Annotated in this window: 22 protein-coding genes and 2 tRNA genes; 13 read left to right on the top strand and 11 right to left on the bottom strand. The window is 66.5% G+C overall.

Going from position 1 to position 23,783, the window contains the following annotated elements; genetic code table 11:
- Positions 1-63 precede the first annotated feature (63 nt).
- Complete coding sequence (locus EP28_RS06940) at positions 64-2,574, top strand: PAS domain S-box protein (protein WP_049983266.1); 2,511 nt, start codon at positions 64-66, stop codon at positions 2,572-2,574.
- A gap of 110 nt (positions 2,575-2,684) precedes the next feature.
- Here the strand turns inward: EP28_RS06940 and EP28_RS06945 are convergent, their stop codons facing one another.
- The 3 genes from EP28_RS06945 to EP28_RS06955 all read right to left on the bottom strand — a co-directional run bounded on the left by EP28_RS06945 (position 2,685) and on the right by EP28_RS06955 (position 5,533).
- Positions 2,685-3,014 carry a 4Fe-4S dicluster domain-containing protein gene (locus EP28_RS06945; protein WP_049983267.1) on the bottom strand — a complete coding sequence of 110 codons (330 nt, stop codon included), beginning with the start codon at positions 3,012-3,014 and terminating at the stop codon, positions 2,685-2,687.
- Positions 3,015-3,141: 127 nt separating this feature from the next.
- Positions 3,142-4,914, bottom strand: coding sequence for a glutamate--tRNA ligase (locus EP28_RS06950; protein ID WP_049983268.1), 1,773 nt, complete (start codon positions 4,912-4,914; stop codon positions 3,142-3,144).
- Between the two features lie 124 nt (positions 4,915-5,038).
- The gene (locus tag EP28_RS06955; protein WP_049983626.1) at positions 5,039-5,533 is read right to left on the bottom strand and encodes a CBS domain-containing protein; all 495 of its coding nucleotides are present in this window, start codon (positions 5,531-5,533) and stop codon (positions 5,039-5,041) included.
- 132 nt (positions 5,534-5,665) lie between these two features.
- Between EP28_RS06955 and EP28_RS06960 the strand changes: the two genes are divergently transcribed.
- The gene (locus EP28_RS06960; RefSeq protein WP_049983269.1) at positions 5,666-5,935 is read left to right on the top strand and encodes a hypothetical protein; all 270 of its coding nucleotides are present in this window, start codon (positions 5,666-5,668) and stop codon (positions 5,933-5,935) included.
- Positions 5,936-5,954: 19 nt separating this feature from the next.
- Here the strand turns inward: EP28_RS06960 and EP28_RS06965 are convergent.
- Positions 5,955-6,108: transfer RNA gene (locus EP28_RS06965), tRNA-Met, on the bottom strand.
- A gap of 214 nt (positions 6,109-6,322) precedes the next feature.
- On the opposite strand from EP28_RS06965, the gene EP28_RS06970 reads away from it, so the two are divergent.
- From EP28_RS06970 to EP28_RS06985, 4 genes are all read left to right on the top strand, one after another.
- Complete coding sequence (locus EP28_RS06970) at positions 6,323-7,579, top strand: DUF7115 domain-containing protein (protein WP_049983270.1); 1,257 nt, start codon at positions 6,323-6,325, stop codon at positions 7,577-7,579.
- A gap of 105 nt (positions 7,580-7,684) precedes the next feature.
- Positions 7,685-8,425 (top strand): hypothetical protein, encoded by a 741-nt coding sequence (locus EP28_RS06975; protein ID WP_049983271.1) that lies wholly within the window; start codon positions 7,685-7,687, stop codon positions 8,423-8,425.
- Between the two features lie 265 nt (positions 8,426-8,690).
- Complete coding sequence (locus EP28_RS06980) at positions 8,691-10,259, top strand: (R)-citramalate synthase (RefSeq protein ID WP_196219624.1); 1,569 nt, start codon at positions 8,691-8,693, stop codon at positions 10,257-10,259.
- A 61-nt stretch (positions 10,260-10,320) separates the two neighbouring features.
- A complete protein-coding gene (locus EP28_RS06985; RefSeq protein WP_049983273.1) occupies positions 10,321-10,632 on the top strand; it encodes a DUF8081 domain-containing protein in 312 nt (103 codons plus the stop codon).
- A 49-nt stretch (positions 10,633-10,681) separates the two neighbouring features.
- On the opposite strand, the gene EP28_RS06990 is transcribed toward EP28_RS06985, so the two are convergent.
- Positions 10,682-11,047, bottom strand: a complete 366-nt coding sequence (locus EP28_RS06990; protein ID WP_049983274.1) for a group I truncated hemoglobin — start codon at positions 11,045-11,047, stop codon at positions 10,682-10,684.
- A gap of 24 nt (positions 11,048-11,071) precedes the next feature.
- On the opposite strand from EP28_RS06990, the gene EP28_RS14105 reads away from it, so the two are divergent.
- Positions 11,072-11,218: a hypothetical protein gene (locus EP28_RS14105; protein WP_155118440.1), complete on the top strand. Its 147-nt coding sequence runs from the start codon at positions 11,072-11,074 to the stop codon at positions 11,216-11,218.
- Here EP28_RS14105 and EP28_RS06995 read toward each other — a convergent pair.
- The 3 genes from EP28_RS06995 to EP28_RS07005 form a co-directional block, all read right to left on the bottom strand.
- Positions 11,200-11,284 (bottom strand) — tRNA-Ser (locus EP28_RS06995). The genes EP28_RS14105 and EP28_RS06995 overlap by 19 nt on opposite strands.
- An 89-nt stretch (positions 11,285-11,373) precedes the next feature.
- Positions 11,374-11,925: an orotate phosphoribosyltransferase gene (pyrE, locus tag EP28_RS07000; protein ID WP_080506080.1), complete on the bottom strand. Its 552-nt coding sequence runs from the start codon at positions 11,923-11,925 to the stop codon at positions 11,374-11,376.
- A gap of 116 nt (positions 11,926-12,041) precedes the next feature.
- The gene (locus EP28_RS07005; protein ID WP_049983628.1) at positions 12,042-15,572 is read right to left on the bottom strand and encodes a PAS domain-containing protein; all 3,531 of its coding nucleotides are present in this window, start codon (positions 15,570-15,572) and stop codon (positions 12,042-12,044) included.
- Between the two features lie 321 nt (positions 15,573-15,893).
- Between EP28_RS07005 and EP28_RS07010 the strand changes: the two genes are divergently transcribed.
- Positions 15,894-17,210: an HAD family hydrolase gene (locus EP28_RS07010; RefSeq protein WP_049983275.1), complete on the top strand. Its 1,317-nt coding sequence runs from the start codon at positions 15,894-15,896 to the stop codon at positions 17,208-17,210.
- 76 nt (positions 17,211-17,286) lie between these two features.
- Complete coding sequence (locus EP28_RS07015; RefSeq protein ID WP_049983276.1) at positions 17,287-18,387, top strand: geranylgeranyl reductase family protein; 1,101 nt, start codon at positions 17,287-17,289, stop codon at positions 18,385-18,387.
- 38 nt (positions 18,388-18,425) lie between these two features.
- Here EP28_RS07015 and EP28_RS07020 read toward each other — a convergent pair whose 3' ends face one another.
- Entirely contained in the window at positions 18,426-18,890 is a 465-nt protein-coding gene (locus EP28_RS07020; RefSeq protein ID WP_049983277.1) for a TRAM domain-containing protein, read from the bottom strand.
- A gap of 110 nt (positions 18,891-19,000) precedes the next feature.
- Between EP28_RS07020 and EP28_RS07025 the strand changes: the two genes are divergently transcribed.
- The 4 genes from EP28_RS07025 (at position 19,001) to EP28_RS07040 (ending at position 22,911) form a co-directional block, all read left to right on the top strand.
- Positions 19,001-20,239 carry a mandelate racemase/muconate lactonizing enzyme family protein gene (locus tag EP28_RS07025; RefSeq protein ID WP_049983278.1) on the top strand — a complete coding sequence of 413 codons (1,239 nt, stop codon included), beginning with the start codon at positions 19,001-19,003 and terminating at the stop codon, positions 20,237-20,239.
- A gap of 214 nt (positions 20,240-20,453) precedes the next feature.
- Positions 20,454-21,428, top strand: coding sequence for an ABC transporter substrate-binding protein (locus EP28_RS07030; protein WP_049983279.1), 975 nt, complete (start codon positions 20,454-20,456; stop codon positions 21,426-21,428).
- Entirely contained in the window at positions 21,425-22,147 is a 723-nt protein-coding gene (locus tag EP28_RS07035) for an ABC transporter permease (protein ID WP_049983280.1), read from the top strand. Before EP28_RS07030 ends, EP28_RS07035 begins: the two co-directional genes overlap by 4 nt.
- Positions 22,147-22,911 (top strand): amino acid ABC transporter ATP-binding protein, encoded by a 765-nt coding sequence (locus tag EP28_RS07040; RefSeq protein WP_049983281.1) that lies wholly within the window; start codon positions 22,147-22,149, stop codon positions 22,909-22,911. The genes EP28_RS07035 and EP28_RS07040 overlap by 1 nt, the downstream gene beginning before the upstream one ends.
- A 118-nt stretch (positions 22,912-23,029) precedes the next feature.
- Here EP28_RS07040 and EP28_RS07045 read toward each other — a convergent pair whose 3' ends face one another.
- Positions 23,030-23,386 (bottom strand): RNA polymerase Rpb4 family protein, encoded by a 357-nt coding sequence (locus tag EP28_RS07045; RefSeq protein ID WP_049983282.1) that lies wholly within the window; start codon positions 23,384-23,386, stop codon positions 23,030-23,032.
- Position 23,387: 1 nt separating this feature from the next.
- A complete protein-coding gene (locus EP28_RS07050) occupies positions 23,388-23,681 on the bottom strand; it encodes a 50S ribosomal protein L21e (protein WP_049983283.1) in 294 nt (97 codons plus the stop codon).
- Between the last annotated feature and the right edge of the window lie 102 nt (positions 23,682-23,783).

Raw genomic sequence — 23,783 nt, forward strand, 5'->3', positions numbered from 1 at the left:
CACGAAGCAGCGATAGTTTAACAGAGAGAAGTCTGCGGAACGTCATGATAAACAATCACGTTTATGACAAAAATACTCACCGTCACGGCTGAAGACGAGTTCGCTGCCGCGTGCGCGACCGCACTCCCAGAGCACGATGCTATTCAGGTAGTCTCTGCGGCGTCGGTCGAGGAGGCGATTAATATCTTGGAGCGACAGACGGATATCGAGTGTATTGTCAGCGATCACGACCTGCCAAACACGAACGGGATCGCGTTTCTCGAAGCTGTTCGTGCGAGGAACCCAACGCTTCCGTTCATCCTGTTCACGACTGAGGGTAGCGAAATGGTGGCCAGTCGCGCTATCTCTGCGGGTGTCACCGACTATCTAATCAAAGAGCGTCACAAGAACCAATGGGAGCAGCTTGCGACACTCATCCGAAACGCAGTTCGATACTACCGCGACCGGAGCGGCATTGTCAACACAGAAGAGAGGGCGAAGACGCTCCTCAACGCCGCAAACGATATTATTGCAGTCGTCCGAGACGGGACGGTCGCGTATCTCAACGAGACGGGAATATCGTATATTCGCTACGACACGAAAGACCAGACGTCACCGGTCTCTGTCTCAGACGTTCTCGTTGCGGATGGGACGACGCCTCTCGATGAGCTGCTCGCCGCGGTTCAGTCGGGACGCAAGACGCTCGATCACCGCGACGGGGAGCTGATAACTGCCGAGGGAACGTGCATCCCGGTCGAAATCACGGCAACCCGGGTCACATGGACTGAGACGCCGGCAGTCGTGCTCATCCTCCGTGACGTTAGCGAACAGGAAGACCAAGCGAACGAACTGCGTCTCAAGAATCAGGTCATCGACGAAGCGCCAATCGGTATCACAATTGCTGACGCCACACAGTCGAATACGCCGCTCATCTACGCGAACGACAAGTTCCATGAGGTGACCGGGTACGAAGAAGACGACACGCTTGGTCAGGATTTTCAGTTCCTCCAAGGTGAAAACACGAACCCCAGCCAGATAGCTGAGATACGTGACGTCGCCGACACCGAGGAGTCCGCGACCGTCGAATTACGGAACTACCGTACTGATGGAACCGAGTTCTGGAATCGCGTGACGGTCGCACCGATCACCAATGACACGGGCGATGTCACACACTTCGTCGGGTTCCAAGAGGACGTAACCGAGCGAGTCGAGTATGAGCAGATGCTACGCCGCTTTCAGCGAGCGGTCGAAGCGGCCGGACATGGGATTTACATCACCGATCCAGACGGTGTAATCACCTACGCCAATCCAGCGTTTGAGCGAATTACCGGGTACGATAGCAACGAGATCGTCGGCGAAAACCCCCGTGTTCTCAAATCTGGCGAGATGTCTGATACGTACTACAATCGATTGTGGGCGACGATCTCGCGTGGGCACGTCTGGGAAGAAGAGATTCACGATCAAAAGAAATCGGGCGAACTGTACTACGCACACCAGACGATCGCACCGCTCACTCGCAGCAACGGTGATGTTGAGGCGTATGTTGCTATCCAGCAAGATATCACTGCCCGGAAAAAAGACGAATTCCAGCTTCGGCAGTACGAACGCGCCATTGAAGGTGCTGATGAGTTGATCGCCGCAATCGATCACGAGCGACACTATCTATTTGCCAATGAAGCATATCGCGACTTTCACGGCCTCGATAGTGAGTTGTTGGCTGAGATGACGCTCGCTGATGCCATCGGAACGGAAACGTACGAAACGGTCGAACCCAATCTCGAACGCGCGTTCGACGGTGAGGTAGTTCAGTATCGAATGACTCGCACACGCCCCCACCGATCTGATCGAGTCTTCGATATTCGATACTACCCGCTCACAGATGACACCGGGCACGTCGAGGGGGTCGTCGCCACGATGCGTGACTTGACTGAGCAGGTTGAGCGAGAACAACATCTCACGTCGCTTGACCGGATGTTGCGGCATAATATCCAGAACGAACTGAATCTGATTTTGGGTCACGCGGAGATGATCGACGACCAGGCATCAGATAAAATCGCAGAGCTATCGGCGACGATTGAAGAATCCGCAGATCGCATTCTCGAACAAGCTAACAAAGAGCGCGAAATCGTCGAACTCCTCTCAGACCCGGCCGACCCGACTCACCTCAACCTCGCTGATGTCGTTGGCACCGTCGTTGACCAAGTTCGCGGTGAACACCCGGACGCAAAAATCTCTGTGGAGGTGCCGACAGACCTACAGATACTGTCGATTCCGGAAGTACAGCGAGCGATAGAAGAACTCGTCAAAAATGCGGTTATTCACAGTGACGACAGGCCGCCGCAGGTGCGGATAACGGTGACGAAACACGAGGCAACCGTCGAGATTCAGGTTGCAGACGACGGTCCGGGAATTCCGCCAAACGAACGGCGCGTGATTACGGGTGACAGTGAAATCGATGATGTCACCCACAGTAGCGGAATGGGCCTGTGGCTGGTCAAACGGATCGTGTCCCGAATTGACGGAGATATCCAGTTCGAAGAGCTAGCCGACAGCGGCAGCGTCGTCACACTTCTGTTACCGTTCTATGACACCTGAGCACGCGACCGCTTCGAGATGTCGCCGACGTTCACGGTCGCGTACGGATGCACGTTTCGGCTCAGTCCGGTGAGGGACACACATCGGCACGTAGGACGCGAACCGGCCGCTCAGAGTCGGTTTTCGCGGCCCGGGTCGACGTCGATCGCGTCGACCGGACAGACGTCAACACAGAGCATACAGTCGATACACTGGTCTTCGTCTGCGGGGTTCGCCTTCCGCTCTGACTCGGGGTGGTCCGGGGTGTCGACCCACTCGAACACGTCGACCGGACAGTCCTCCAGACACGCGCCGTCGGCGAGACAGATATCGAAATCGACCGCGACGTGGGTCCCGCGAATCCCCTGTTTCTCCGGCGGCTCGACCGGTCCCCACACGGCGACGCCGTCTTCCTCGCCGACCTGTTCGCGGTTCTGTTCGAAGTTCGGGTCGATGGCCATCGTGGGCGTGATTCGCCGCTCGGGGGTATAAACTCCGCGACGCGGAACGGAAGCCCGGGAGCCGTCGCTGATCCGCGAACAGACGGAGAGGGTGGCGACGCGCTCGGAGCGCCGGCCGCGAGCGCGCCTACGGGTGCGCGTAGTATGCGAGCAGGTCCTCTGAGCCGTCGGGTCCGTCGGCCTCGTCGGTCGCGGCCGGGGCGAACGAGTCGATCCGGGCGAATCCGACGCGCTCGAACTGGATCACGTCGTCGACGGCAGCGTCGGCGACCGCCGGCTCGGCGTACCCCCGCACGTCGCCATCGACCGTCCGCAAGAGCGTCTCGCGGCTCTCTCCGGCCGGAGCCCAGTGGATCACGTCCACGTCGCCGTCGCGGACCACGTCGATGTCGGCGTCGAGGAAGGTGAGCGCGTCGTCCGCGTACCGGACGGGGCCGTACCCCTTGAGCCAGACGCGCTCGCCTTCGGGCGGGAGGTCCGAGGACTCGACGACGACCCGCCCGGCGGGCACCTCGCGGTCGCCGCGATCCGGGTGGTCGGGGTGACGCGGCGGGTGGCCGGCGGCGGGCGCGGGCGCGTCGCCGTCGACCACATCGAGTTCGACCGCCGGGTCGTCCTCGCGGTCGCGCACGAGGAAGTAGCGGTCGGCCGCGTCGTCGACGATGTCGCGGTTGTTGGCGTAGACGGACGACATCGCGAGGTCGACGTCGGAGGTGGACAGGCCAAGTTCGATCATCGACTCGACTATCGCCTCGCCGCGGATTCCGCGGCGGCGGACCGACCGGATCGTCGGGGCGCGCGGGTCGTCCCAGCCCGTCAGCTCGCCGGTCTCGATCAGCGCTTTGATCGTCGACGTGGAGAGTGACACGTCGTACTCGTCGACCTGGACGTGGCCCCAGTGGAGCACCTCGGGGTACTCCCAGCCGAAGTAGTCGTAGACGAACCGCTGGCGCTTCGCCGAGTCTTGGAGGTCGATACCGCGGATGATGTGGGTGACGCCCGTGAGGTGGTCGTCGACGCCGGACTGGAAATCAAGCATGGGCCAGCAGCGGTACTCGCTGGCTTCCTCGCGCGGGTGCGGTGTGTCGATCATGCGGAACGCGACCCAATCGCGCAGCGCGGGGTTCTTGTGCTCGATGTCGGTCCGCACGCGGAGGACCATCTCACCGGCGTCGTACTCGCCCGCGACCATCGCCTCGAACTCCTCGTGAACGGTCTCCGCGTCCTTCTCGCGGTGCGGGCACGGCTCGCCTGCGTTCTTCAGTTCGGAGAAATCGTCACCGGAACACGAGCAGGTGTACGCGCCGCCGGCGTCGATCAGCTCGCGGGCGTGGTCGTAGTACGTCTCCAGCCGATCGGACGCCTTCAGCACGCGGTCGGCCTCGAACCCGAGGTAGTCGATGTCCTCTAAGATGGCGTCGTACGCGTCCAAGTCCGGGCGTTTCGTTTCGGGGTCGGTATCGTCGAACCGGCAGACGAACTCGCCGTCGTACCGCTGTTTGTACGTCCCGATGACCGCGGGCATCCGCGCGTGGCCCATGTGCCACGGACCGTTCGGGTTTGGGGCCGCGCGCATCACGACCGCCCCGTTCTCCGCGTTCGGCAGGTCCGGGAGGACGTGCTCGTCCCCCTCGTCTTCGGCCTCCAACTCGTCGAGCCGATCGGGAGCCAGCTCTCCGAGCCGGTCGCGTCGCTCCGCCTCGTCCATCGCGGCGACTCGGTTCACCACGGGAGCGACGATCCCCGGAATCTCGTCGCCGTGCGGGCGGAACTCTGGGTTCTCTCCCATGAGCGGCCCCATGATCGCGCCCACGTCCGGGTCGCTGTCGTGTTTGAGCGCGTTATATAGCGCGGCGGTCTCGCCCGCCGCCTCGACGCGCTCGCGGAGTTCGTCGTCCATGCCCCCGCTACCCGGGGCGGCTAAAAAAACGCCGCGGAACCGCGGTACCGGTCGAACCGCTCTCCCGGACGCCGGTCGGGCCAGGCTGAGTCAGTTCGGCCCGTTCCAGGCGATCCCGTCCGCCTCACTCCAGCCGCCGGTCCCGAAACGCCCGGACGACGTCCTGTCGGGCGATGATCCCGACGAGCGTTCCCTCGTCGTCGACGACGGGAACGCGATTGATGTTCGGATCGTCGCTCGCGAGCAGGTCGAGCACCTCGTCGACGTCCGTCTCCGGAGTGACCGTCACCACGTCCGCGCTCATCACGTCGGAGATGGGGCGGTCTGCGTTGCGGACCATGTCGACGCCCAAGTCGAGGTCGCTCCACGGCGGCTTTATCTGGTACGTGAGGGTGTCGACGAAGGGCGGGAGTCCGATCGGGATCCACAGCGTCTCGTCGTCCGGCTCGAACAGGTCGACGAGGTCGGACTCGGTGACGACGCCGACGACGCGTCCCCCCTCGTCGACGACCGGAAACCCGCTGAAGGAGTACCGGGCGAACCGCTTGAATGCGTCCGCCACGTCGTCGTCGGGAGCGACAGTCTTCACGTCGGTTACCATCAGGTCACGCGCGTGCATGTCCTCGCCGTCTCGTCGCGGCGTGGTAGGCGTTTCGGCCGACCGGCGCACGCCGCCGCGGTCCGACCCGTCGGTCGTGATGAAAGTTATCAAATAGAATGACATATACCGACCGGGAGTCAACTGGTTGCCATGACCGCACCGCGGCCGGGTGACGACGGGCCGACCGACGGATCGGCCACCGGTCTCCGCGACGGTCGCGTCAAGGCGCTCGGCGCGGTCCTCTGGACGCTCACGTTCCTCTCGGTGACGGTGGTGATACTCGTCTCCGGGGATCGGCTCGCAGCCCTCAGTCTTCGGGGCGCGCTCTTCGTGCTCCTCCGAACCTTCGGCGGCGTCCTCGTGTTTTTCGTCGTCTTCCCGGTGATAGTGAACGCGCTTTCGGCGTCGCGGTTCCGCTGACGAGAGGACGGAATAAGAATGGCCGGGGTGGGCTCCGAACCCACGATCTCCGCATGTCCCAGGTCCGAGGCTCGGCGGAGCCACGGGAAGGACGCGGACGCTTCCAAGGCGTCACCGCACCGAATCTCTGAACCCTATGAGTGCGGCGCTATGTCCAGCTAAGCCACCCGGCCTCACGTCTCCGTACCGCCATGATACTCTTTAACCTTCCCATCCGTTCGACGCATGCGAGTTGATGACAGAGGATCGTTCGAGCCGATGCAGAGGCGAACCGACGGAGAGCGAGCCGATGGAAAGCGACCCGATGGACGGACTGGCCGGCAGGGCGTGCGTGATCGGGACCGCAGACCCCGCGGATTTATGCCGGGCGGGGCGGATATCCGCGATATGAGCCTTCCCGACCTGCTCGCCGAGACCGTCGGCGACGAGAGCGTCGTCGCCGAGGTCTCGCTCGGGGGAGACGACCGGCTCGCGGTCACGCCGACGCGGACGCTCGTGTACCGCAGCGACGGGCTGCTGTCGGACGAGTCGGTCGCGGAATACTCCCACGACGTCGAGCGAATCGCGGTCTCTTCGGGCCGCCGCAAGGCGAAACTCACGCTCAGCTACGGCCTCGACGGCGACGAGACGATATCGGTGCCGGCGAAGCGTGTCGACGACGTACTCCACCCGATCCTCGCCGGCATCCTCTCCGCGACGGGCGTCACGGACCCCGGCGAGTCGGTCGTCCGGACGTTCCGGTTCTCGGAGCTGACGCTCGTCGTCACCAGCGACCGACTCGTCAAGCACATCGGGTCGGTCGTCTGGGACGAGGAGTTCGAGGAGTTCCACTACGCCGACCTCACCGACCTCGACTTCGAGGAAGGAACGGTCGCGACCGCCGTCGTGCTCGCGCTCGACAACCGCTCCGAGCGGTTCAAGGCCCCGAACGAGTCCGCTCGGGCGGTCCGCGAGACCCTCGTCGACGCGGTCTGCTCGTTCTACGGCGTCGACAGCCTCGGCGAGTTCCGGGCGACCGTCGCCGCGGACGCAGACGACGCCGACGGGCGGTCAGACAGCGCCGAGAGCACCACGGACTTCGGCGAGGGTCCCGATCCGCTGTCGGCGTCGCCCGTCGCGGATGCGGAGGCCGAGTCCGAGTCCGACGCCGCACCAGACGTCGACGCCCGCGACGAGGCGGTACGCGGTATCGGCGAGGCCGAGGCGGGTTCGACGCCCGGAGCGTCGCCGCGAGCGGAGAGCGACCGACCGACGGAGCCGGCGGACGCCCGGGGAGACGAGTCGTCTATCGACCCGGTTGTGGACGCGACCGAGGGGTCGACGGCAGCGGGTGACGCGAACGCGGACGCTCCGACCGAGCCGCAACACACCGACGACGCGGCGACCGAGTCGCCGAGCGCGCCCTCGACTTCGACCTCCACGGACGTGCTCGACGACCCCGTCTCAGAGCCGTCAGACGACACCGGACCGATCGAGTCCGACGCGTTCGACGAGTCGCCGTTCGAGAGCGCCGGGATCGAAGGCGAGGACCTCGCGACGGAGGTCGCCGCGCTCCGCCGCGAAGTCGAGACGCAGTCCGAGCGGCTCGAACGGCAGTCCGCCCTCATCGAACAGCTAATCGAAGAGCTCCGTCGCGGCCGCTAATCGGTCGGTCGTCGATATTTTTCACGACGTACCCCCGTCACGCGAGCGGCGTTCGTTCGCCCCGGCTGGCCGTCACTTTATCACCGAAGCGGGCACAGTCCCGCCGTGATCTCGTTCAGCGACGTGGCCCGCGCGGCCTACTGTCCGCGGCAGCTCTACTACGTCCGGCGCGCAGAGGAGCGACGGATCCCGCCGGAAGCGCGCGCTCGAATCGATCTCGCCTACCGCTACCCGTCTCTCGTCGACGCGCCGGACGCGACGCTCCGGCGGCTCCCGATCCGCCGATCGCCGGCCGCTTACCGGCGGAACCTTTCCCGGCTCCGCGAGCGCGACGACTACGACCGCCTCGTCGCTCCCGACCGGACGCGCGCGTTCTGCGCCGGCAAGGACTGTCACGGGCGGATCCACAAGCTGCTCGCGGACAGCGGGGCGGACGGCGGAGCGGATGACAGGGCGGACAGCGGGGCGGGCGGCGGAGCGGATGACAGGGCGGACGGCGGGGCGGACGGCGACGCCGCACCGATCCCGGTGATCGTCTCGCCGGGCGAGCCGCCGGAGAACGGGGTCTGGGAGCCGCAGGCGGTCAGGTCCGTCGCAGCCGCGACGGCGCTCTCGTGGGAGCACGAGCGGACGGTGCCGCGCGCTCTCGTCGAGTATCCGAGCGTCGGCGTTATCCGATCGGTCCGGCTCACGCGCCGGAAGCGCGCTGCCTACCGCCGGGCGCTCCGGGCCGCCCGGGCGATCGACGGGCCGCCGCCCCGCGTCGACGACGACCGCTGTTCGGCGTGTGAGTACCGCGAGCAGTGCGGGACCGGCCGTCGATCGCTGCGCTCGCTTTTAAGATGACCGGCGAGATCCGCCGCCGCCCGTCGAACCGATCCGATCGGGCTCCGGCGGCGCTCGTCGCGATCGGCGGAATCCGACCATTTATTTGTGTGTGACGCATCGGCACGCACACGAATGACACGAGACGATCGTGATCGTTCGGGGGATAGAGGAAGTCGCCTCACGGCGGCTGGCCGCGAAATTCTCCGACGATAACGACGCCGGGGCACGCCCGCCCCGCGGCGGCACCGACCCCGAGACAGCCGACACAGTTACGGATCCGCTTTTGACTCAAACACCACTCACCACCCTCGACGAGGTACAGCTCTTAGACACCACCCTGCGCGACGGCGAGCAGATGCCCGGCGTCTCGCTCTCCCCCGAGGAGAAAGTCGACATCGCGAGCGAACTCGACGCGGCGGGCGTCCACCTCGTCGAGGCGGGCTCGGCGTGTACCTCCGCGGGAGAGCGCGAGGCCATTCGTCGAGTGGCCGACGAGGGGCTCTCGGCGACGGTGACGAGCTTCGCTCGCGGAGTCAGATCCGACGTCGACCACGCCCTGGACTGCGGCGTCGACGGCGTGAACCTCGTCGTGCCCGCCTCCGACAAACACGTCGAGACGAAGGTCGGGTCGAGCCGCGACGAAGTCGTCGAGACGACAGTCGAGCTCGTCGAGTACGCGAAAGACCACGGACTGTGGGTCGAGGTGCTCGGCGAGGACGGCTCGCGGGCCGACCTCGACTACCTCGAACGCCTGCTCGGTGCGGGCCTCGACGCCGGCGCTGACCGAATCTGTTACTGTGACACCGTCGGCGCGGCGGACCCCGAACGCACCGGCGAGGTCGTCTCCCGGCTCGCCGACCTCGGCCCGACGAGCCTCCACACCCACGACGACCTCGGGTTCGGGATGGCGAACGTCCACGCGGGGCTGCGCGCCGGTGCCGACACCGTCCACGGCACGGTGATGGGCGTCGGCGAACGCGCCGGCAACGTCGCCCTCGAAGAGGTCGCGATCGCGCTCGACCGCTCGTATGACGTGGACACCGTCGAACTGGCGCGGCTCTACCGGCTCTGCCGGACAGTGAGCGACGCGACCGGCGTCGCGCTCCCGCCGAACAAGGCGGTCTGCGGGACGAACGCCTTCGCCCACGAGTCGGGGATCCACACCGACGGGACCCTCAAGGACGGGACGATGTACGAACCGTACCCGCCGGAGACGGTCGGCAGAGAGCGGCGGCTCGTGCTCGGGAAACACGCGGGACGCGCAGGTGTCAAGGCCGCGCTCGCCGAACAGGACGTGGCCGTCGACGACGACGAACTGAGCGAGGTGGTGAGCCGCGTGAAAGAGCTCGGCGACCGCGGCAAGCGCGTCACCGACGCCGACCTGCTTGCGATCACCGAGGACGTGCAGGGCCGCGAGCGCGACCGCCACGTTGAACTCGTCGATCTGTCCGCGACCTCCGGCGGCAACCTCCCGACTGCGTCGGTCCGACTCCGCGTCGGCGACGACGAGCGCGTCGCCTCCGGCACCGGTGCCGGCCCGGTCGACGCGGGGCTCGAAGCGGTTCGGGCCGCGCTCGCGGGCGGTGACGGCACGGGCGACGCCGCGGACGGGTCGCCCGGCGTCTCCTTCGATCTCGACTCCTACCACGTCGACGCGATCACGGGCGGCACCGACGCGGTCGTCACCGTCGAGGTCGACCTCTCCCGCGGCGACCGGTCGGTGAGCGTCTCGGCGACGGACGCCGACATCACCCGCGCCAGCGTCGTCGCGATGGTCGACGGGCTCGACCGCCTCTTGGCCGCCGAGGCCGACGCGGCCGGCACGGAACCGAGCGCCGTCGCAGACGACTGAACCGCTCGCTCGCCGTGACCGTCTGACGGGGGTTTTAATCGATGACGCACCAATCAGACCCGTGAGCGTCGTCGTCGCGGTCAAACCGTCTGCTCGCAAGCGCAACGCGAAGGTGGGACGGCTGGTCTTCGAGGACGGGAGCCGTCACGCCTTCGAGAGTCGCGTCGCCGCCGAGCGGTGGGCGGACGACTTGTCTACGGGCGACGGACACGTCTGGGTCGCGAGCGCGCATCCTCGCGACGAGGGGGACGCCGACCTCTATTTAGTCTCTCGGGCGACGAACGCGAAGCTCGAAGCGGCCTACGACAAGCGTCGGCGTCGCCTTCGTGGCGACCCGACACCAGAACAGAAGTCGCTTGGCGGCGAGCCGTAGCCCCCGTAGCCCTCTCACCGGGGAGCGACTATCAGGCGCTCTGGCGTCGCTACGGTGGCTCCACGATGTCGTCGCGGAACTCCTCTACGGTCTCCAGTACGGCCGTTCGGTCCGCGTCGGCGACGTCGAACTCGCGGAGCGCGTCGTCAAGGTGTCCGGCGAGCGCGTCGAACTCTGCGGCGGTAACGCCCATACCCTCGTGAGCCGTTTCCATGTCGTCGCCCTCGTACTGCATCGGGCCACCGGTGACCGCGCTCAGAAACTTCGTCTGGTGGGAACGCTGTTCGCTCATGTCGATGTCGTCGAAGTGGTGTGCGACCCCGTCGTCGGCCACCACCCGGTCGTAGAACTCGGTGACAACCGCCCCGACCGCCGGCTCGCCGCCGAGCCGGTCGTACAGCGTCGCGTCGGGCATACTCTCTAGATGCGGCGTCGAGGTATGGTTCTTTCCCTCATGGCAGTGAGTGTGTACGCGCTCCGATTCAGGAGCGATGCGACCGAGATCCGACGGGCGGACCACGAGAGAGGCGAAAACGCGACTCGACGGGGGAAGAGAAACTGGAAAAGCGCCGAGGCGGAGATTTGAACTCCGGTGTCCGAATGGACAGTAGATTTCGAATCTACCGCCTTGGCCAGGCTAGGCTACCTCGGCTCGTCTTCGGGTTGGCCGGTTCCGCTGTTATGCGTTTCGATCGCGGACGGCGGCGGGACGCTCGGTCCCCCGAGATCTGTCGACCGCCGCTACTCGTCGGCGTCGCGTTCCGCCAACAGCGCCGAGGCGGATATCAGCGACTCCAGTTCCACGTCGTGGTCGGCGAGCAGTTCGCCGGCACCCTCCTCGCGGTCGACCACGACGAGCACGCGGTTCACGGTCGCACCCGCCTCGCGAAGCGCCTCGACGGCGTCGACGGCGGACTGCCCGGTCGTCGCGATGTCCTCGATCACGATGACCTCCTCGCCGTCTTCCAGCGCTCCTTCGATCCGGTTGGCCGTGCCGTACTCTTTCGTCTGTTTACGGGCGATGACGTACGGTCGGCCCAGTTCCGCGGCCGTCACGGCGACGAGCGGAACCGCACCGAGCGCGACACCGGCGAGCTTGACGTCCGTCCCGGCAAGCTCGTCGGCGAACGCCTCGCTGACGAGGGTGAGTGCCTCCGGATCCGTTTCGAACCGGTACTTGTCGACGTAGTAGTCGCTCGTCCCCCCGTGTGAGAGTTCGAACTCGCCGAACCTGACGGCGTCGGCCGCCCGAAGCGCGGCGATGAGGTCGCGTCGTCGCTCGTCGTCGATCATACTGGAGAGGCGCTCGCGGGCGATTATAAACCGGTCGGAACGCCATCGGTGACGCACCGCCGAGCCTCGCATCCGCGCCGGCGACCTCAGCGCGGGGGCGTCTCGGCGATCGACCGTCACTCGGCCGCCGGAATCCGCAGCGTGACGGTCGTTCCCGCACCGCCGATTCCGGGGCCGAACGCGATCTCGCCGCCGTACGATTCGACTATCCACGCGACGATCCAGAGCCCGATCCCCGTGTTGTGCGTGAGCTGTGTCACCTCCGCATCGCCGGTGATCACGGCGCGGACCGGCTCCGGGATCCCGGAACCGTCGTCGGCGACGCGAACGGTGACGGTGCCGGTCGCGGGGTCGCGGTCGGCGGAGATCTCGATCCGAGGCGCGCCCGCGCTCCCGTGCGCGACCGCGTTCTCGACGAGTTGGTCGAGGGCGTCTTCGAAACGCTCGTCGCCTCGTATCTCGACGTCGTCTGGAACCGAGACCGAAATCCGCGCGCCGGGGTATACCTCTGCGTAGCGGTCTCGAACGGCCTCTGCGGCCGGCCTAACGGGGATCGAGTCGGGGTCTGTCACGCTCCCGTTCTCGACGACGTGTTTGATCGTCGCCGCGCCCTCGGCGAGTTCGGAGAGCCGCTTCCCGGTCGTCTCGATCCGTCGGGCGAAGTCGGCGATCCGATCGTCGTCGGTGGTGAGTTCGATCTCGCTCGCGAAGCCGAAGACGACGTTCAGCTCGTTCCGAAGGTTGTGTCGGAGGATACGGTTGATGACGCGAACGTATCGCTCCCGCCGCTTTCGGTCCGTGATGTCGGTGTAGATGCCGAACGCCCGGCGGCCGTCGGTCGTCTCGTACGAGAATCCTCGGAAGAGGAACTCTCTCGGCCCGTCAACCGTTTGACGGGTGACCTCCGCCGTGACCGACCCCTCCTCTCGGACGCGCTGGTCGAGCGACTTCGCCTCCGCGGGAACCCGGCCGCTGTCGGCCGGGGCGGCCGCGTCCGTACCGCCGTCTCGATCGCCGTCGCCGTGGTGCCGATCGGGGTCGATATCCAACGCGTCTGTCGACTGGCCTCGCAACGTCGACGGGTCGTGTCCGAACTGCGACGCGAACGCGGAGTTGATCCCGGTCACGACCGTCTCCTCGGATTCGAGCGAGACCTCCATCACCGGATCCGGGAGTCGCTCGAACAGGCGATCGAACCGGTCGCGCTCCCGAGAGAGCGCAGTCCGCGTCCGCCGGAGGTCAGTCGTGTCGGTGAGCGACACGACCGCGCCGGAGACCCCTCCAGAAAGCGCCGAGAGGCGCAGTTCGCCGTGTCGCTCCGGACCACCTGCTCCGCCGATCGTGACGTCGATCCGCCGCCTTCCGGTGGCGTCGGTGCCGCTGTCGTCGCCGGCGGTGTCGGCGGCGGCGGTGTCGTCGCCGGCGGTGCCGTCGCAGACGGTGTCGTCGTCCTCACCCCCGTGCGCCTCGGCGTCAATCGCATCGCGAGCCACGAGCCCGTCGAGCGCACCCGCGACGCGGTCGGCGGTCGGATCCGGGAGCACCGCACAAAGCGGCGACCCGATAAGCTCGGCCTCGTCGACGCCGAGCCACGAGATAAACGACGGCGTGGCGTACGTTACGTCACCGGACCCATCGAGCACGCAGACCATGTCGTCGACGTTCTGCAGGGCGTTCTCGTAGGTTCTGAGACGCTCTTGTCTGCGCTGGGCGTCGAGCGTCGCCGTCGCGTTCATCGCTAACAGCTCCACAACCGAGACGTCAGAGTCGTCGAACGCGTCCGGCTCGGTCGAGCCGACGACGAAGCTGCCGTGATCGCCCAGGGGGACGCCGATCACGGATTGGATCCCGTGGTACTCGCGGCCGTCGTCGCGGGCGTTCAGGTCGTCGTACGTCTGTGTCTCACCGGTCTCGAACGCGGTCCCCGCGACGCCGTCGCCCGGTACCCGCGGGTCGCGGTCCGCGTACGCCTCGCCCTTGTCGCCGCCGGTCGAGACGAGCCGGAGACGCTCGGTGTCGGGGTCGAAGAACCGAACCCCGCCGATGTCGAATCCGAGGATGTCGTCGACGGCGTCGTTCAGGCGATCGGCGACGCTCTCCGGGTCCGGGTCGCGCTGCATCCGCTCTGCGGTTCGAAGGAGCCGTTCGAGCGTCTCTTCGCGCCGCCGCTGCTCGGTGACGTCCGCGAAGAACACGGACAGCCCCTCGGGTGAGGGATACGCGGTCACTTCGGTCCACAGATCCAGCGGCGCGTAGTGGTCCACGAACGAGACCGTCTCTTGCGTCTCCATGGCGCGTCGGTAGCTCGTCTCGTATGCCCGGCCGAGCGCGGCGGGGAACTCGTCCCAGACGACGGAGCCGATCAGCTCGTCGGCAGGGCGGTCGAGCAGCGCTGCGGCCCGGTCGTTGACGTAGGTGAACCGCCACTCCGTGTCGAGCGCGAAGAACCCGTCGTCGATCCGCGACAGTGTGTTTTCCAGCTCTCTGACGGCCTCCTCTCGCCGCTCGCGGTCCTTTCGCCGCTCTATCGCCCGGCCGAGCCAGTCGGCGAGAAGCTCGACGAAGAGGAGTTCGTCCTCGGTGAACGGCCGCTCGCGGCTGTCCTCGTCGACAAAACAGAGGGTCCCGTACACCCCGTCGTCGACGACGACGCGGCCGCCCACGTAGCTACCGAGGCCGAACAGTTCGTGTGCCGGGTCGCCGTCCCACCCCGCCTCGGTCGGGTCCGTGAACGCGACGACCTCGTGAGCGCCGCTCCCGGCGACCACCGAGGCGTCGCCCGACTCACCGGACACGCGATCTGTCGTGCCGCCCGCGGTGCCGGCGGGTTCACTAACTGTGTCACCGCCGAACGCGCCGCGTGCGTCGTTGCCGGGGTCACCGCCCGCGTCGCCGGGATCACTGTCCGCGTCGTCGACCCCCGCATACCCTCCGACCGTTCGCCGGCAGTACGTCTTCGAGAGCGGAAGCGACCCGTCGGAGTCGATAACACCGCGGTCTTCGAGCGACTCCACGAGCGCGGACCCGCCGCGGTGCCGGTCGAGGGTGAATCGGTCCTCCGTCGTCCGGGACGCGTAGCCGATAGAGAGGTCTAAGCGCGCTCGCCCGAGATCCAAGAGCGCGTCGAGCTTCGCTTCGAGTCCCGTCGTCCGGTCGGAGACGATCCGGACGAACGATTCGAGGAACGCGGGTTCGCCGGTCTCCGTCGGCGTCGCTCGATCAGCGATGCGCGCTTCGAGCGTCTCGTCGTCGGCGATGAGCCGTCGACCGGAGACGTACTCGGCGTCGAATCGGCTGGCGTCGATCGCGGCGTCTGGGTCGTCTTCGGCGGAGTACACGAGGATCCGGGCCTCCGGGAGCCGCGCCCTGATCGAGCGCAACACCCCCGAAGTGTCGGTGTCGAGGTGACTGAGCGCGGACCCGGACGCGGTCCCCACGCGCACGACCACGACGGGGTCCGTCGCAGTCGCCGCCGCGTCTTCGTGCGTGCCGTCGGGCGCGGACGCCCGCGTGGACACCGCCGTCGCGATGTCGTCGCCGAGATCCGAGCGATCGGCCGGGGAAAGGAAGATCGTGTCCGCAGGCAGCACCGCCCACGCCGCGTCGAGACGGTCGCCGACGTGAACGACTGGTCGATCAGGTCGCATTTCCTCCGGTCGCGCCGCGTCGACCGGACCGGGCGGCACAGCCGACCGACCGGCCGGTCAGGACCGGCCGTCGACGGCCGCCGGAGAGCGGTACGATCATTACGCGAATCACGAGAGCGCCGCACATAACGCTTATTTCAACTTCTCGAAAGTACCGGTCGACGTCCGTCGAGGCGGTCCACGGCAGGCCCCTCAGTGCGGGTGGATCGACCGTCACAGCGCGCGTGACAGCAGCTGACACGCCGCAATGCGGTTCCGAATGAGCCGGACCACCCGACCGCGAGACGGCACGTTTTACGCGGTCCGGATCGCAGGATCGCTATGGAGCGGTACGACCTTCTCTATCGGCTGTACGACGAGTTCGACGTGGAGACGCTGCGTGAGTATCAGTCGTTCGTGGATCTCTTTCCGCCGGTCGACTCGCGTGTGGCGCTCGATCACTGGGAGGAGGTCAGCGACGAGCTCGATCGGTTAAAACGGCAGATCCGCGAGTCGTTTCCGGCCGGGAGCACGTTCGCAGAAATCGCGGCGCACGCCGACAGAGAGACGGCCTTCACCGCGCTCGACCTGTTCGCGCGATACGACCGCGCCGTCAACGCACTCGTGTTGGACGTCGACGAGACGCTGCGGTCTGCGGGACAGACCGACAACGAGATCCCCCGCGAGACGCTCCACATCCTGACGGAGATACACGAGTCCGGCGTCCCAATAGTCATCTGTACCGGCCAGACGCTGGAGAACGTGAAGGGGTTCATGATTCAGGGGCTCGGCAACGAACTGGTTCACTCCGGAAACCTCTCTATCGTGTACGAGGCCGGAAACGGCGTGTTCACGCCGAGCCACGGGTCAGAGACGAAGCGGCTGCTGTATCAGGACCTCGGCGCTGACGTCCGGAGCATCTTCGAGCGGGTCCGAACGCGCGCGCTGTCGGCTGCCCCAGACAACGTCCGGCGAGGCTGTCACCTCCAGGGCAACGAGTTCAACGTCACGCTGAAGCCGAACTTCGAGACGGGGAGCGCGGACGCCGAGGCCGTGATCGACGACGGGCTCGTCCATCTGATCGACGCGCTCGGGGCGGCGGTGGCCGAGCGGGTCGCAGACGAGGTCGACGAGCCGGTCGACGGAGCCGCCGCCAACGCAGACCGCGACGCCCAGCCCGTCCGCGCGGAACGCGGTGCGGCGTGGGCTCGGGCGCACTACGCGGCCGCCGACCCGGAGATCCGCGACGTCCTCGAGGCGGCGGGGATCGAGCCGGCGGCCGGCGAGCCGAGCAGGTCACCCGACATCCCCGCTCCCGTCGCGTCGCTTTTCGACGAGATCGATGTCGCCTACTACCGGGGGGACGCCGCGGAGATCGGATCGCTGGAACTCGACAAGGTCGCCGGGGTGGACGCCGCCTTCGACGTGCTCGACGTGGCCGACCCCTTCGCGCTCGTGATGGGCGACAGCAAGTCTGATCTCAGGGTGATGGAGTGGGCCGCCGCCAACGACGCCGGGATCGCGGCCGCGCCGGAGCACGCCTCCGCCGACGTGCTCTCACACGTCCTCGATCACGACGAACTGGTGTTCGATCGGGGCCAGTCCGCGAAGATGCTCCGGACCGCGTACGTCATGAACCTGTTCGCGCGGCTGGAGTGACTCGCGGCGTACGGCCCGATCGCGCGCTGGAGTCCGGCTCGTCGCAGTTATGTATCGTCGTCACGACCGTCCGGACATGTACGACTTCGTCGTGGTCGGTGCCGGTCCCCCCGGCTCGCGGTTCGCCCGCCGCGCGGCCGCCGCGGGCCGCGACGTGCTCCTCGTAGAGAAGGGGACGGTCGGCGAGCCGCTGGCCTGCTCCGGGCACGTCTCCGACGACGTCTGGGCGTTCGTCCCCGATGACGCCCGCGATCGACTCCTCCAGAACCGGGTGTACGGCGCGCGCTTTCACGTCGGCGGCCCGGATTCGACAGCGTACCCGTTCTACAAGCGCGAGCCAGTCTCGAACGTGATCGACCGGGTCGAGTTGGATCGGACGCTCGCAGACGCGGCCCGCGACGCGGGTGCCGACGTGCGCGAGGGCCACACGGTCGTCTCGGTCGAGGAACGCGCGGATCGCGTGAGCGTCGAGGCGAGCGTCGCCGACGGCGGCACGGAGCGCTTCGAGGCGCGGATGGTCGCCGGCTGTGACGGTCCCACCTCGCGGGTCCGGCGGTCGCTCGGCCTCCCCGAGCCGGACGAGTTGCTCCACGGAGTGCTCGCGTTCGACGACGATCCGGACGACGGCGACCTCGTCGACGTGCACCTCACCGCGCCGACGTTCTTCGCATGGCGGATCCCGCGGGGGGACGCGGGCGTGGAGTACGGGCTCGCCGCGCCGCCGGGCGAGGACGTCTCGGCGCGGTTCGACGACCTCACCGACGCCTACGGCGTGACGACGGATCGGTTCTGTTCGGGAGCGATCCCGATCGGCCCGCCCGACCGAGTGACCACTGACCGAGCGTTCCTGATCGGGGACGCCGCGGCGCAGACGAAGCCGTTCACCGGCGGCGGGATCCTGTACGGGATGACCGCGGCGGACGCGGCAGCGGAGACGATCGACCCGACCGACCCCGACACGCTCGCCGACTACGAGGCGGCGTGGCGCGACGCGTTGGGTACTGAGATCCGGCTCGGTCACGCGATACGGACCTGCTACTCGCTGCCGGAGTCGGTCCAGCGGGCCGGACTGTGGGCGCTGTCCGGCGAGATCGGCGTGCACATGGACCGGCCGACGTCCGTCTTCTCACCGGCGCACCTCCGCAAGCTGTTTGCGCGAAGCGACCCGCCGGAGTGAGTGGCCTGCGAGAGTGAAGCGAGCGGCGAGAGGCTCCCCTACTCCTCGATGACGTCGGCGAAGGAGACGTTCTCGCGGACGCTCGTGATCTCCACCGTCGGCTGGTCGCCCGGTTCGGAGTCGGGGACGATGACGACGTAGCCCCGCTCGATCTTCGCGATTCCGTCGCCTTTGTCGCCGAGTGTCTCGATCGTCACTTCGCGGACGTCGCCCTCTGACACGGGAGGACCGGAGGGCGCGGCGTCGGTCGACGACTGCGACGTCCTCGGACTCGCGCCGTTTCCGGAAGGGGACCGATCTGCCGTCGGTTCTGTCACGTCTCCGGCGCTGGCGGTCGGCGATTCCGACGTCTCCCGTGCGATCAGCGCGACGCGGTACGACTCGCCCGGTTCGAGGGTGCCGTGTTCGATCTCGGACGACGGGACCGTGACAACGTGATCGCCGTCGCGCTCTTCGATCTCGCCGGTGAAGAGACACGCCAGCGAATCAGTAATTTCGACCATGCACCCCGTTGCGGGTGCGTCGTTGAAAAACTCCCTATCTTCGTGTCCGAGGCGGCCGGCCCGGCGGTCAAACATAAACGTTTACCCTGTTTCGAATAAATGATTGGACCATGAGCCGAAACTACGAGTCGCTTCACGACCCGAACGCGGAGTACACGATGCGAGAGCTCTCCGCGGGAACGATGGAGGTCACCGGGTCGCGCGGCGGCGGTCGCGACGTCGAGATCACGGACGTACAGACCACCATGGTCGACGGGAACTTCCCGTGGACGCTCGTCCGCGTGTACACCGACGCGGGGGTCGTCGGGACGGGCGAGGCGTACTGGGGCGCGGGTGTGCCGGAGCTCATCGAGCGCATGAAGCCGTTCGTGATCGGCGAGAACCCGCTCGACATCGACCGCCTGTACGAGCACTTGATCCAGAAGATGTCCGGGGAGGGCTCCGTCGAGGGCGTCACGGTCACCGCGATCTCCGGGATCGAGGTGGCGTTACACGATCTGGCCGGCAAGATCCTCGACGTGCCCGCCTACCAGCTGCTCGGCGGGAAGTACCGCGATCGGATGCGCGTCTACTGCGACTGTCACACCGAAGACGAGGCGGACCCGGAGGCGTGCGCCGACGAGGCCGAGCGCGTCGTCGACGAACTCGGCTACGACGCGCTGAAGTTCGACCTCGACGTGCCGAGCGGCCACGAGAAGGACCGCGCGAACCGCCACCTGCGCCCCGGCGAGATCCGCCACAAGGCGGAGATCGTCGAGAAGGTCACGGAGCGTGTCAAAGACAAGGCCGACGTCTCCTTCGATTGCCACTGGACGTTCTCCGGCGGCTCCGCGAAGCGGCTCGCCGACGCCATCGAGGAGTACGACGTGTGGTGGCTCGAAGATCCCGTGCCGCCGGAGAACCTGGAGGTCCAAGAGGAAGTGACGAAAAACACCGTCACGCCGATCGCGGTCGGCGAGAACCGCTACCGCGTCACCGAACTCCGCCGGCTCATCGAAAACCAAGCGGTCGACATCGTCGCGCCGGACCTCCCGAAGGTCGGCGGGATGCGCGAGACGCGGAAGATCGCCGACGTGGCGAACCAGTACTACGTGCCGGTCGCGATGCACAACGTCGCATCGCCGGTCGCGACGATGGCGGCCGCCCACGTCGGCACGTCGATTCCGAACTCGCTCGCGATCGAGTACCACTCCTACGAGCTGGGTTGGTGGGAGGACCTCGTCGAGGAGGACGTCATCGAGGACGGCTACATCGAGATCCCCGAGAAGCCGGGGCTCGGCGTCACGCTCGACATGGACGCCGTCGAGGCGCACATGGTCGACGGCGAGGAGCTGTTCGACGAAGCGTAGCTTCGTCGGGCTCGATAGGCGAGCGTAGCTTCGTCGAGCTAGCAGCGCGGAAGGGGTATTTTGACGGAACGAAGCGACTGCCTGCGGACAGCCATACTCGCCAGCGACAGCGCCCCCGTCGGCAACGACAGTTCAGCGCGATTCTCTCTGCTACGATATCGGATTGCAAATGCGTATCAGAATATATATTTAGTATCAGTTCAACGGTGTATCCATGACGATACAACGGCGGGAGTTCATCGCGGCGATCGGCGCTGGAGCGGTCGCGAGCACGGCGGGTTGTTCACAGTCGAACGGAGGATCCGGTGGCGAAGACGGCGAAGACGGCGGCAATGGGGGAGAGAGCGACGCCGGCAACGAGGCGGGCGTCGCGGGCGAGACGCTCACCCTCACGACGACGACGAGCACCTACGACACGGGACTGCTCGACGAGATCCACGGCGACTTCGAGGAGATGTACGGCGTGTCCGTCGACGCGGTCGCACAGGGGACCGGCGCGGCCTTAGAGTCGGCGCGCAACGGCGACGCCGACGTGGTGATGGTCCACGCCCGCGGGCTCGAAGACGAGTTCATGCGCAACGGATACGGGATCAACCGCCGCGATCTGATGTTCAACGACTTCGTTATCATCGGTCCCGACGCCGACCCGGCCGGAATTCAGGGAATGGGGTCGGCGACCGACGCGCTCACGGCCATCGCCGACGCCGAAGCGACGTTCGTCTCGCGCGGGGACAACTCCGGTACCCACACCAAGGAACTCAACCTCTGGGAGGCCGCGGGCACCGATCCGGGCGGCGACTGGTACCAAGAGACCGGGACGGGGATGGGCGAGGCGCTGAACATCGCCAACCAGCAGGGCGCGTACACGCTCTCTGACCGCGGCACGTTCATTTCACAGCGGTCGGAGATCGACCTCGGCATCCTCGTGCAGGGACCGATCGAGGGCGGTCCGGAGATCCTCGCGAACCCCTACGGAGTCATGGCCGTCAACCCCGGCGTGCACGACAACGCCAACTACGACCTCGCGATGGCGTACATCGGCTGGATCACGAGCCCCGGCGTGCAAGACGCCATCTCGGAGTACCAAGTGAACGGCGAACAGCTGTTCTTCCCCGAGGCCGTTTCGGAGGATCCGAACTTCCAGCAGTACGTTCCGGAAGGCTGGAGTAGCGAGTCCGCGGACGAGTGAGCGTGCCGTTCGATCCGATAGTACAGTTCGTGCCGGCGCTTTTTGATCTGTCGTTCAGGGAGGGGTACGTCTCCAGTATCATCTACGTCTCGCTGTACGTCAGCCTCGCCGCCGTGGCGTTGAGCACGCTGTGCAGTATTCCGATCGCCATCGTCGTGGGGCTCACCGACTTCCCCGGAAAGCAGTTCGTGAAGTCGGTCATCAACACGGGCATGGGATTCCCGAGCGTGGTCGTCGGGCTGATCGTGTTGTTCGCCGTCTCGAATCAGGGACCGCTCGGCTCGCTCGAACTCATCTTCACCAAACAGGCGATGATCATGTCACAGTTCGTGCTCGCGACGCCCCCTATCACGGCGATCAGCCTCGCCGCGGTCACCGGCGTCGACGAGTCCGTTCGCGACGCCGCGCGCGCGCTCGGCGGCACCCGCTTCGACGTCGCGCTCGTGATCGTTAAGGAAGCGAGGTACGGCATCGCGACGGCCGTCTTAGCCGGGTTCGGCCGCGCGATAAGCGAGGTCGGCTCCGTGCTCATCGTCGGCGGTAACATCACGAGCGCGGACGGCATCTCGAAGACACGGACGCTCACGACCGCCATCCAGTTGGAGGCGAGGCAGGGACAGTACGAGACGGCGATGGTCCTCGGAGTCGTGCTCGTCGCGCTCGTGTTGACGGTCAACGCTGTGGTCGTCCGCTTCGGCGATCAGGGGGTACAGCGGTGATGCTCCGCGCGACCGACGTGACGAAGGCGTACGGCACGGACCCCGTTTTCGACGATCTGTCGATCGATGTCGACGCGGGAGAGGTCGTCGCCGTCATTGGTCCTTCGGGCGTCGGGAAGAGCACGCTTCTCAGACTGCTCGCGCTGTCCCTTGAACCCGACGAAGGAACCGTCACGCTCGACGGAACGAGCGTCTGGGACACGGACGAATCGGAGCGACTCTCGCTGCGGCGGCGCATCGGCATGGTGTTTCAGGAGGCGAGCCTGTTCGACGCCTCCGTCGCCCGCAACGTCGAGTACGGGCTTCGCGTCCGCCGACCGTGGAGCGATCGCCTCCGAAACGGGGTCGCGTCGCTCGTCGGAGCGAACTCGACGAGCGACGCGGTCCGCGAGTCACTCGACGTCGTCGGGCTCGCGGACGCGCTCGACCAGCACGCCGGGTCGCTCTCTGGCGGCGAGGCACAGCGCGTCTCCTTCGCTCGCGCGCTGGCGTACCGGCCCGATGTCCTGCTGCTTGATGAACCGACCTCGGACCTCGATCCGCGAAACACTGCCGTCATCGAATCGGCGATCGACGCGGCGCGCGACCGTGGCATCGGCGTCGTCGTGGCGACACACGATATGCATCAGGCGCGACGCGTGGCCGACCGTGTCGCGGTGTTACTGGATCAGGGAATCACAGAGATGGCTCCGACGGAGATCGTCTTCGAAGACCCTTCAGACGAGCGCACGCGGCAGTTCATCAACGGCGAACTAGTGTACTGACGCGGTCGAAAACGGTCCGCTGTGTCCAGCCGCGCGCATCGGTCGGGAAACGCCTCGCGCGCATCAGTCGGAAACCGTCACCGTAGTCGGTGAGAACGGAGAGTCGGCGACGGTCGATTCAGGCGTACTTCGCGACGACGTTCAGGACGTCGTCGAGTTCGTCGCCGTCGAGCGAGTAGCGCTCCTGTGCGAACACCGAACGGAGTTCGGTCCGATCCTCGGGCAAGAGGTCGGCGACCTTCACGGCGGTGGGCACGTCGATCTGCTCTAACTCCGCCAACTCTTCGACGAGTTCGCGAGACTCGTCGGCGTCGAGGTGGGCGAACCGATTGACGTGCTCGATCGCGCGGGCGAGTTCATATCGGAGGTCGCGCTCCTCGTCGTCCGCTCGCTCGGCTTCGATCTCGACGAGGATCTCTTTCGCCTCCGACGTGGTCACGAACTCTTCGTCGACCTTCTCTTTGAATATCGTCATCTCAGTTCTGCTGTGCGCTCATGTGAGCGGCCCGGACGATGAGCGTCTTCGTCTTGCCACCGTCGGGGATCGCCACCTTGAACGCGGCACCCTGCTTGCCGGTCACCGTTCCGGTACGGCCGTCAAATCGCGGGTGGAACCGGCCCTCCTGAACGCTCGGGTCGATCTTGAGGTGGACCTGTGACCCCTCCTCGAACTCCTGGATCGCGCGCTGCGGCGGCGACGTGCCGCGGTCGCGGGGTTTATTCGAGAGCTTATCGCGAGTCGCCTTCTGGGGCCCATTGGAACTCGGCATGGTCTTGGGCTGTCTTCCGCTGCCGCAGGTATAAATGGTGCGTTACGGTCCGGGACCGGGAGCCAATCGCACACTCGTCGTCTGGGGGCGTACGGCGTCGCT

Source organism: Halorubrum sp. BV1 (assembly GCF_000746205.1).
GTDB lineage: Archaea > Halobacteriota > Halobacteria > Halobacteriales > Haloferacaceae > Halorubrum.

What these genes read in the sequence shown, in the direction of transcription:
- EP28_RS07015 (WP_049983276.1), top strand. Translation starts at nt 17,287, where the DNA reads ATGTACGACTTCGTCGTGGTCGGTGCCGGTCCCCCCGGCTCGCGGTTC.
- EP28_RS07045 (WP_049983282.1), bottom strand. Translation starts at nt 23,386, where the DNA reads ATGACGATATTCAAAGAGAAGGTCGACGAAGAGTTCGTGACCACGTCG.
- pyrE (WP_080506080.1), bottom strand. Translation starts at nt 11,925, where the DNA reads ATGATCGACGACGAGCGACGACGCGACCTCATCGCCGCGCTTCGGGCG.
- EP28_RS07050 (WP_049983283.1), bottom strand. Translation starts at nt 23,681, where the DNA reads ATGCCGAGTTCCAATGGGCCCCAGAAGGCGACTCGCGATAAGCTCTCG.
- EP28_RS14105 (WP_155118440.1), top strand. Translation starts at nt 11,072, where the DNA reads ATGGTTCTTTCCCTCATGGCAGTGAGTGTGTACGCGCTCCGATTCAGG.
- EP28_RS06950 (WP_049983268.1), bottom strand. Translation starts at nt 4,914, where the DNA reads ATGGACGACGAACTCCGCGAGCGCGTCGAGGCGGCGGGCGAGACCGCC.
- EP28_RS06955 (WP_049983626.1), bottom strand. Translation starts at nt 5,533, where the DNA reads ATGCACGCGCGTGACCTGATGGTAACCGACGTGAAGACTGTCGCTCCC.
- EP28_RS06970 (WP_049983270.1), top strand. Translation starts at nt 6,323, where the DNA reads ATGAGCCTTCCCGACCTGCTCGCCGAGACCGTCGGCGACGAGAGCGTC.
- EP28_RS07020 (WP_049983277.1), bottom strand. Translation starts at nt 18,890, where the DNA reads ATGGTCGAAATTACTGATTCGCTGGCGTGTCTCTTCACCGGCGAGATC.
- EP28_RS07040 (WP_049983281.1), top strand. Translation starts at nt 22,147, where the DNA reads ATGCTCCGCGCGACCGACGTGACGAAGGCGTACGGCACGGACCCCGTT.
- EP28_RS06945 (WP_049983267.1), bottom strand. Translation starts at nt 3,014, where the DNA reads ATGGCCATCGACCCGAACTTCGAACAGAACCGCGAACAGGTCGGCGAG.
- EP28_RS07005 (WP_049983628.1), bottom strand. Translation starts at nt 15,572, where the DNA reads ATGCGACCTGATCGACCAGTCGTTCACGTCGGCGACCGTCTCGACGCG.
- EP28_RS07010 (WP_049983275.1), top strand. Translation starts at nt 15,894, where the DNA reads ATGGAGCGGTACGACCTTCTCTATCGGCTGTACGACGAGTTCGACGTG.
- EP28_RS06940 (WP_049983266.1), top strand. Translation starts at nt 64, where the DNA reads ATGACAAAAATACTCACCGTCACGGCTGAAGACGAGTTCGCTGCCGCG.
- EP28_RS06990 (WP_049983274.1), bottom strand. Translation starts at nt 11,047, where the DNA reads ATGCCCGACGCGACGCTGTACGACCGGCTCGGCGGCGAGCCGGCGGTC.
- EP28_RS07025 (WP_049983278.1), top strand. Translation starts at nt 19,001, where the DNA reads ATGAGCCGAAACTACGAGTCGCTTCACGACCCGAACGCGGAGTACACG.
- EP28_RS06960 (WP_049983269.1), top strand. Translation starts at nt 5,666, where the DNA reads ATGACCGCACCGCGGCCGGGTGACGACGGGCCGACCGACGGATCGGCC.
- EP28_RS07030 (WP_049983279.1), top strand. Translation starts at nt 20,454, where the DNA reads ATGACGATACAACGGCGGGAGTTCATCGCGGCGATCGGCGCTGGAGCG.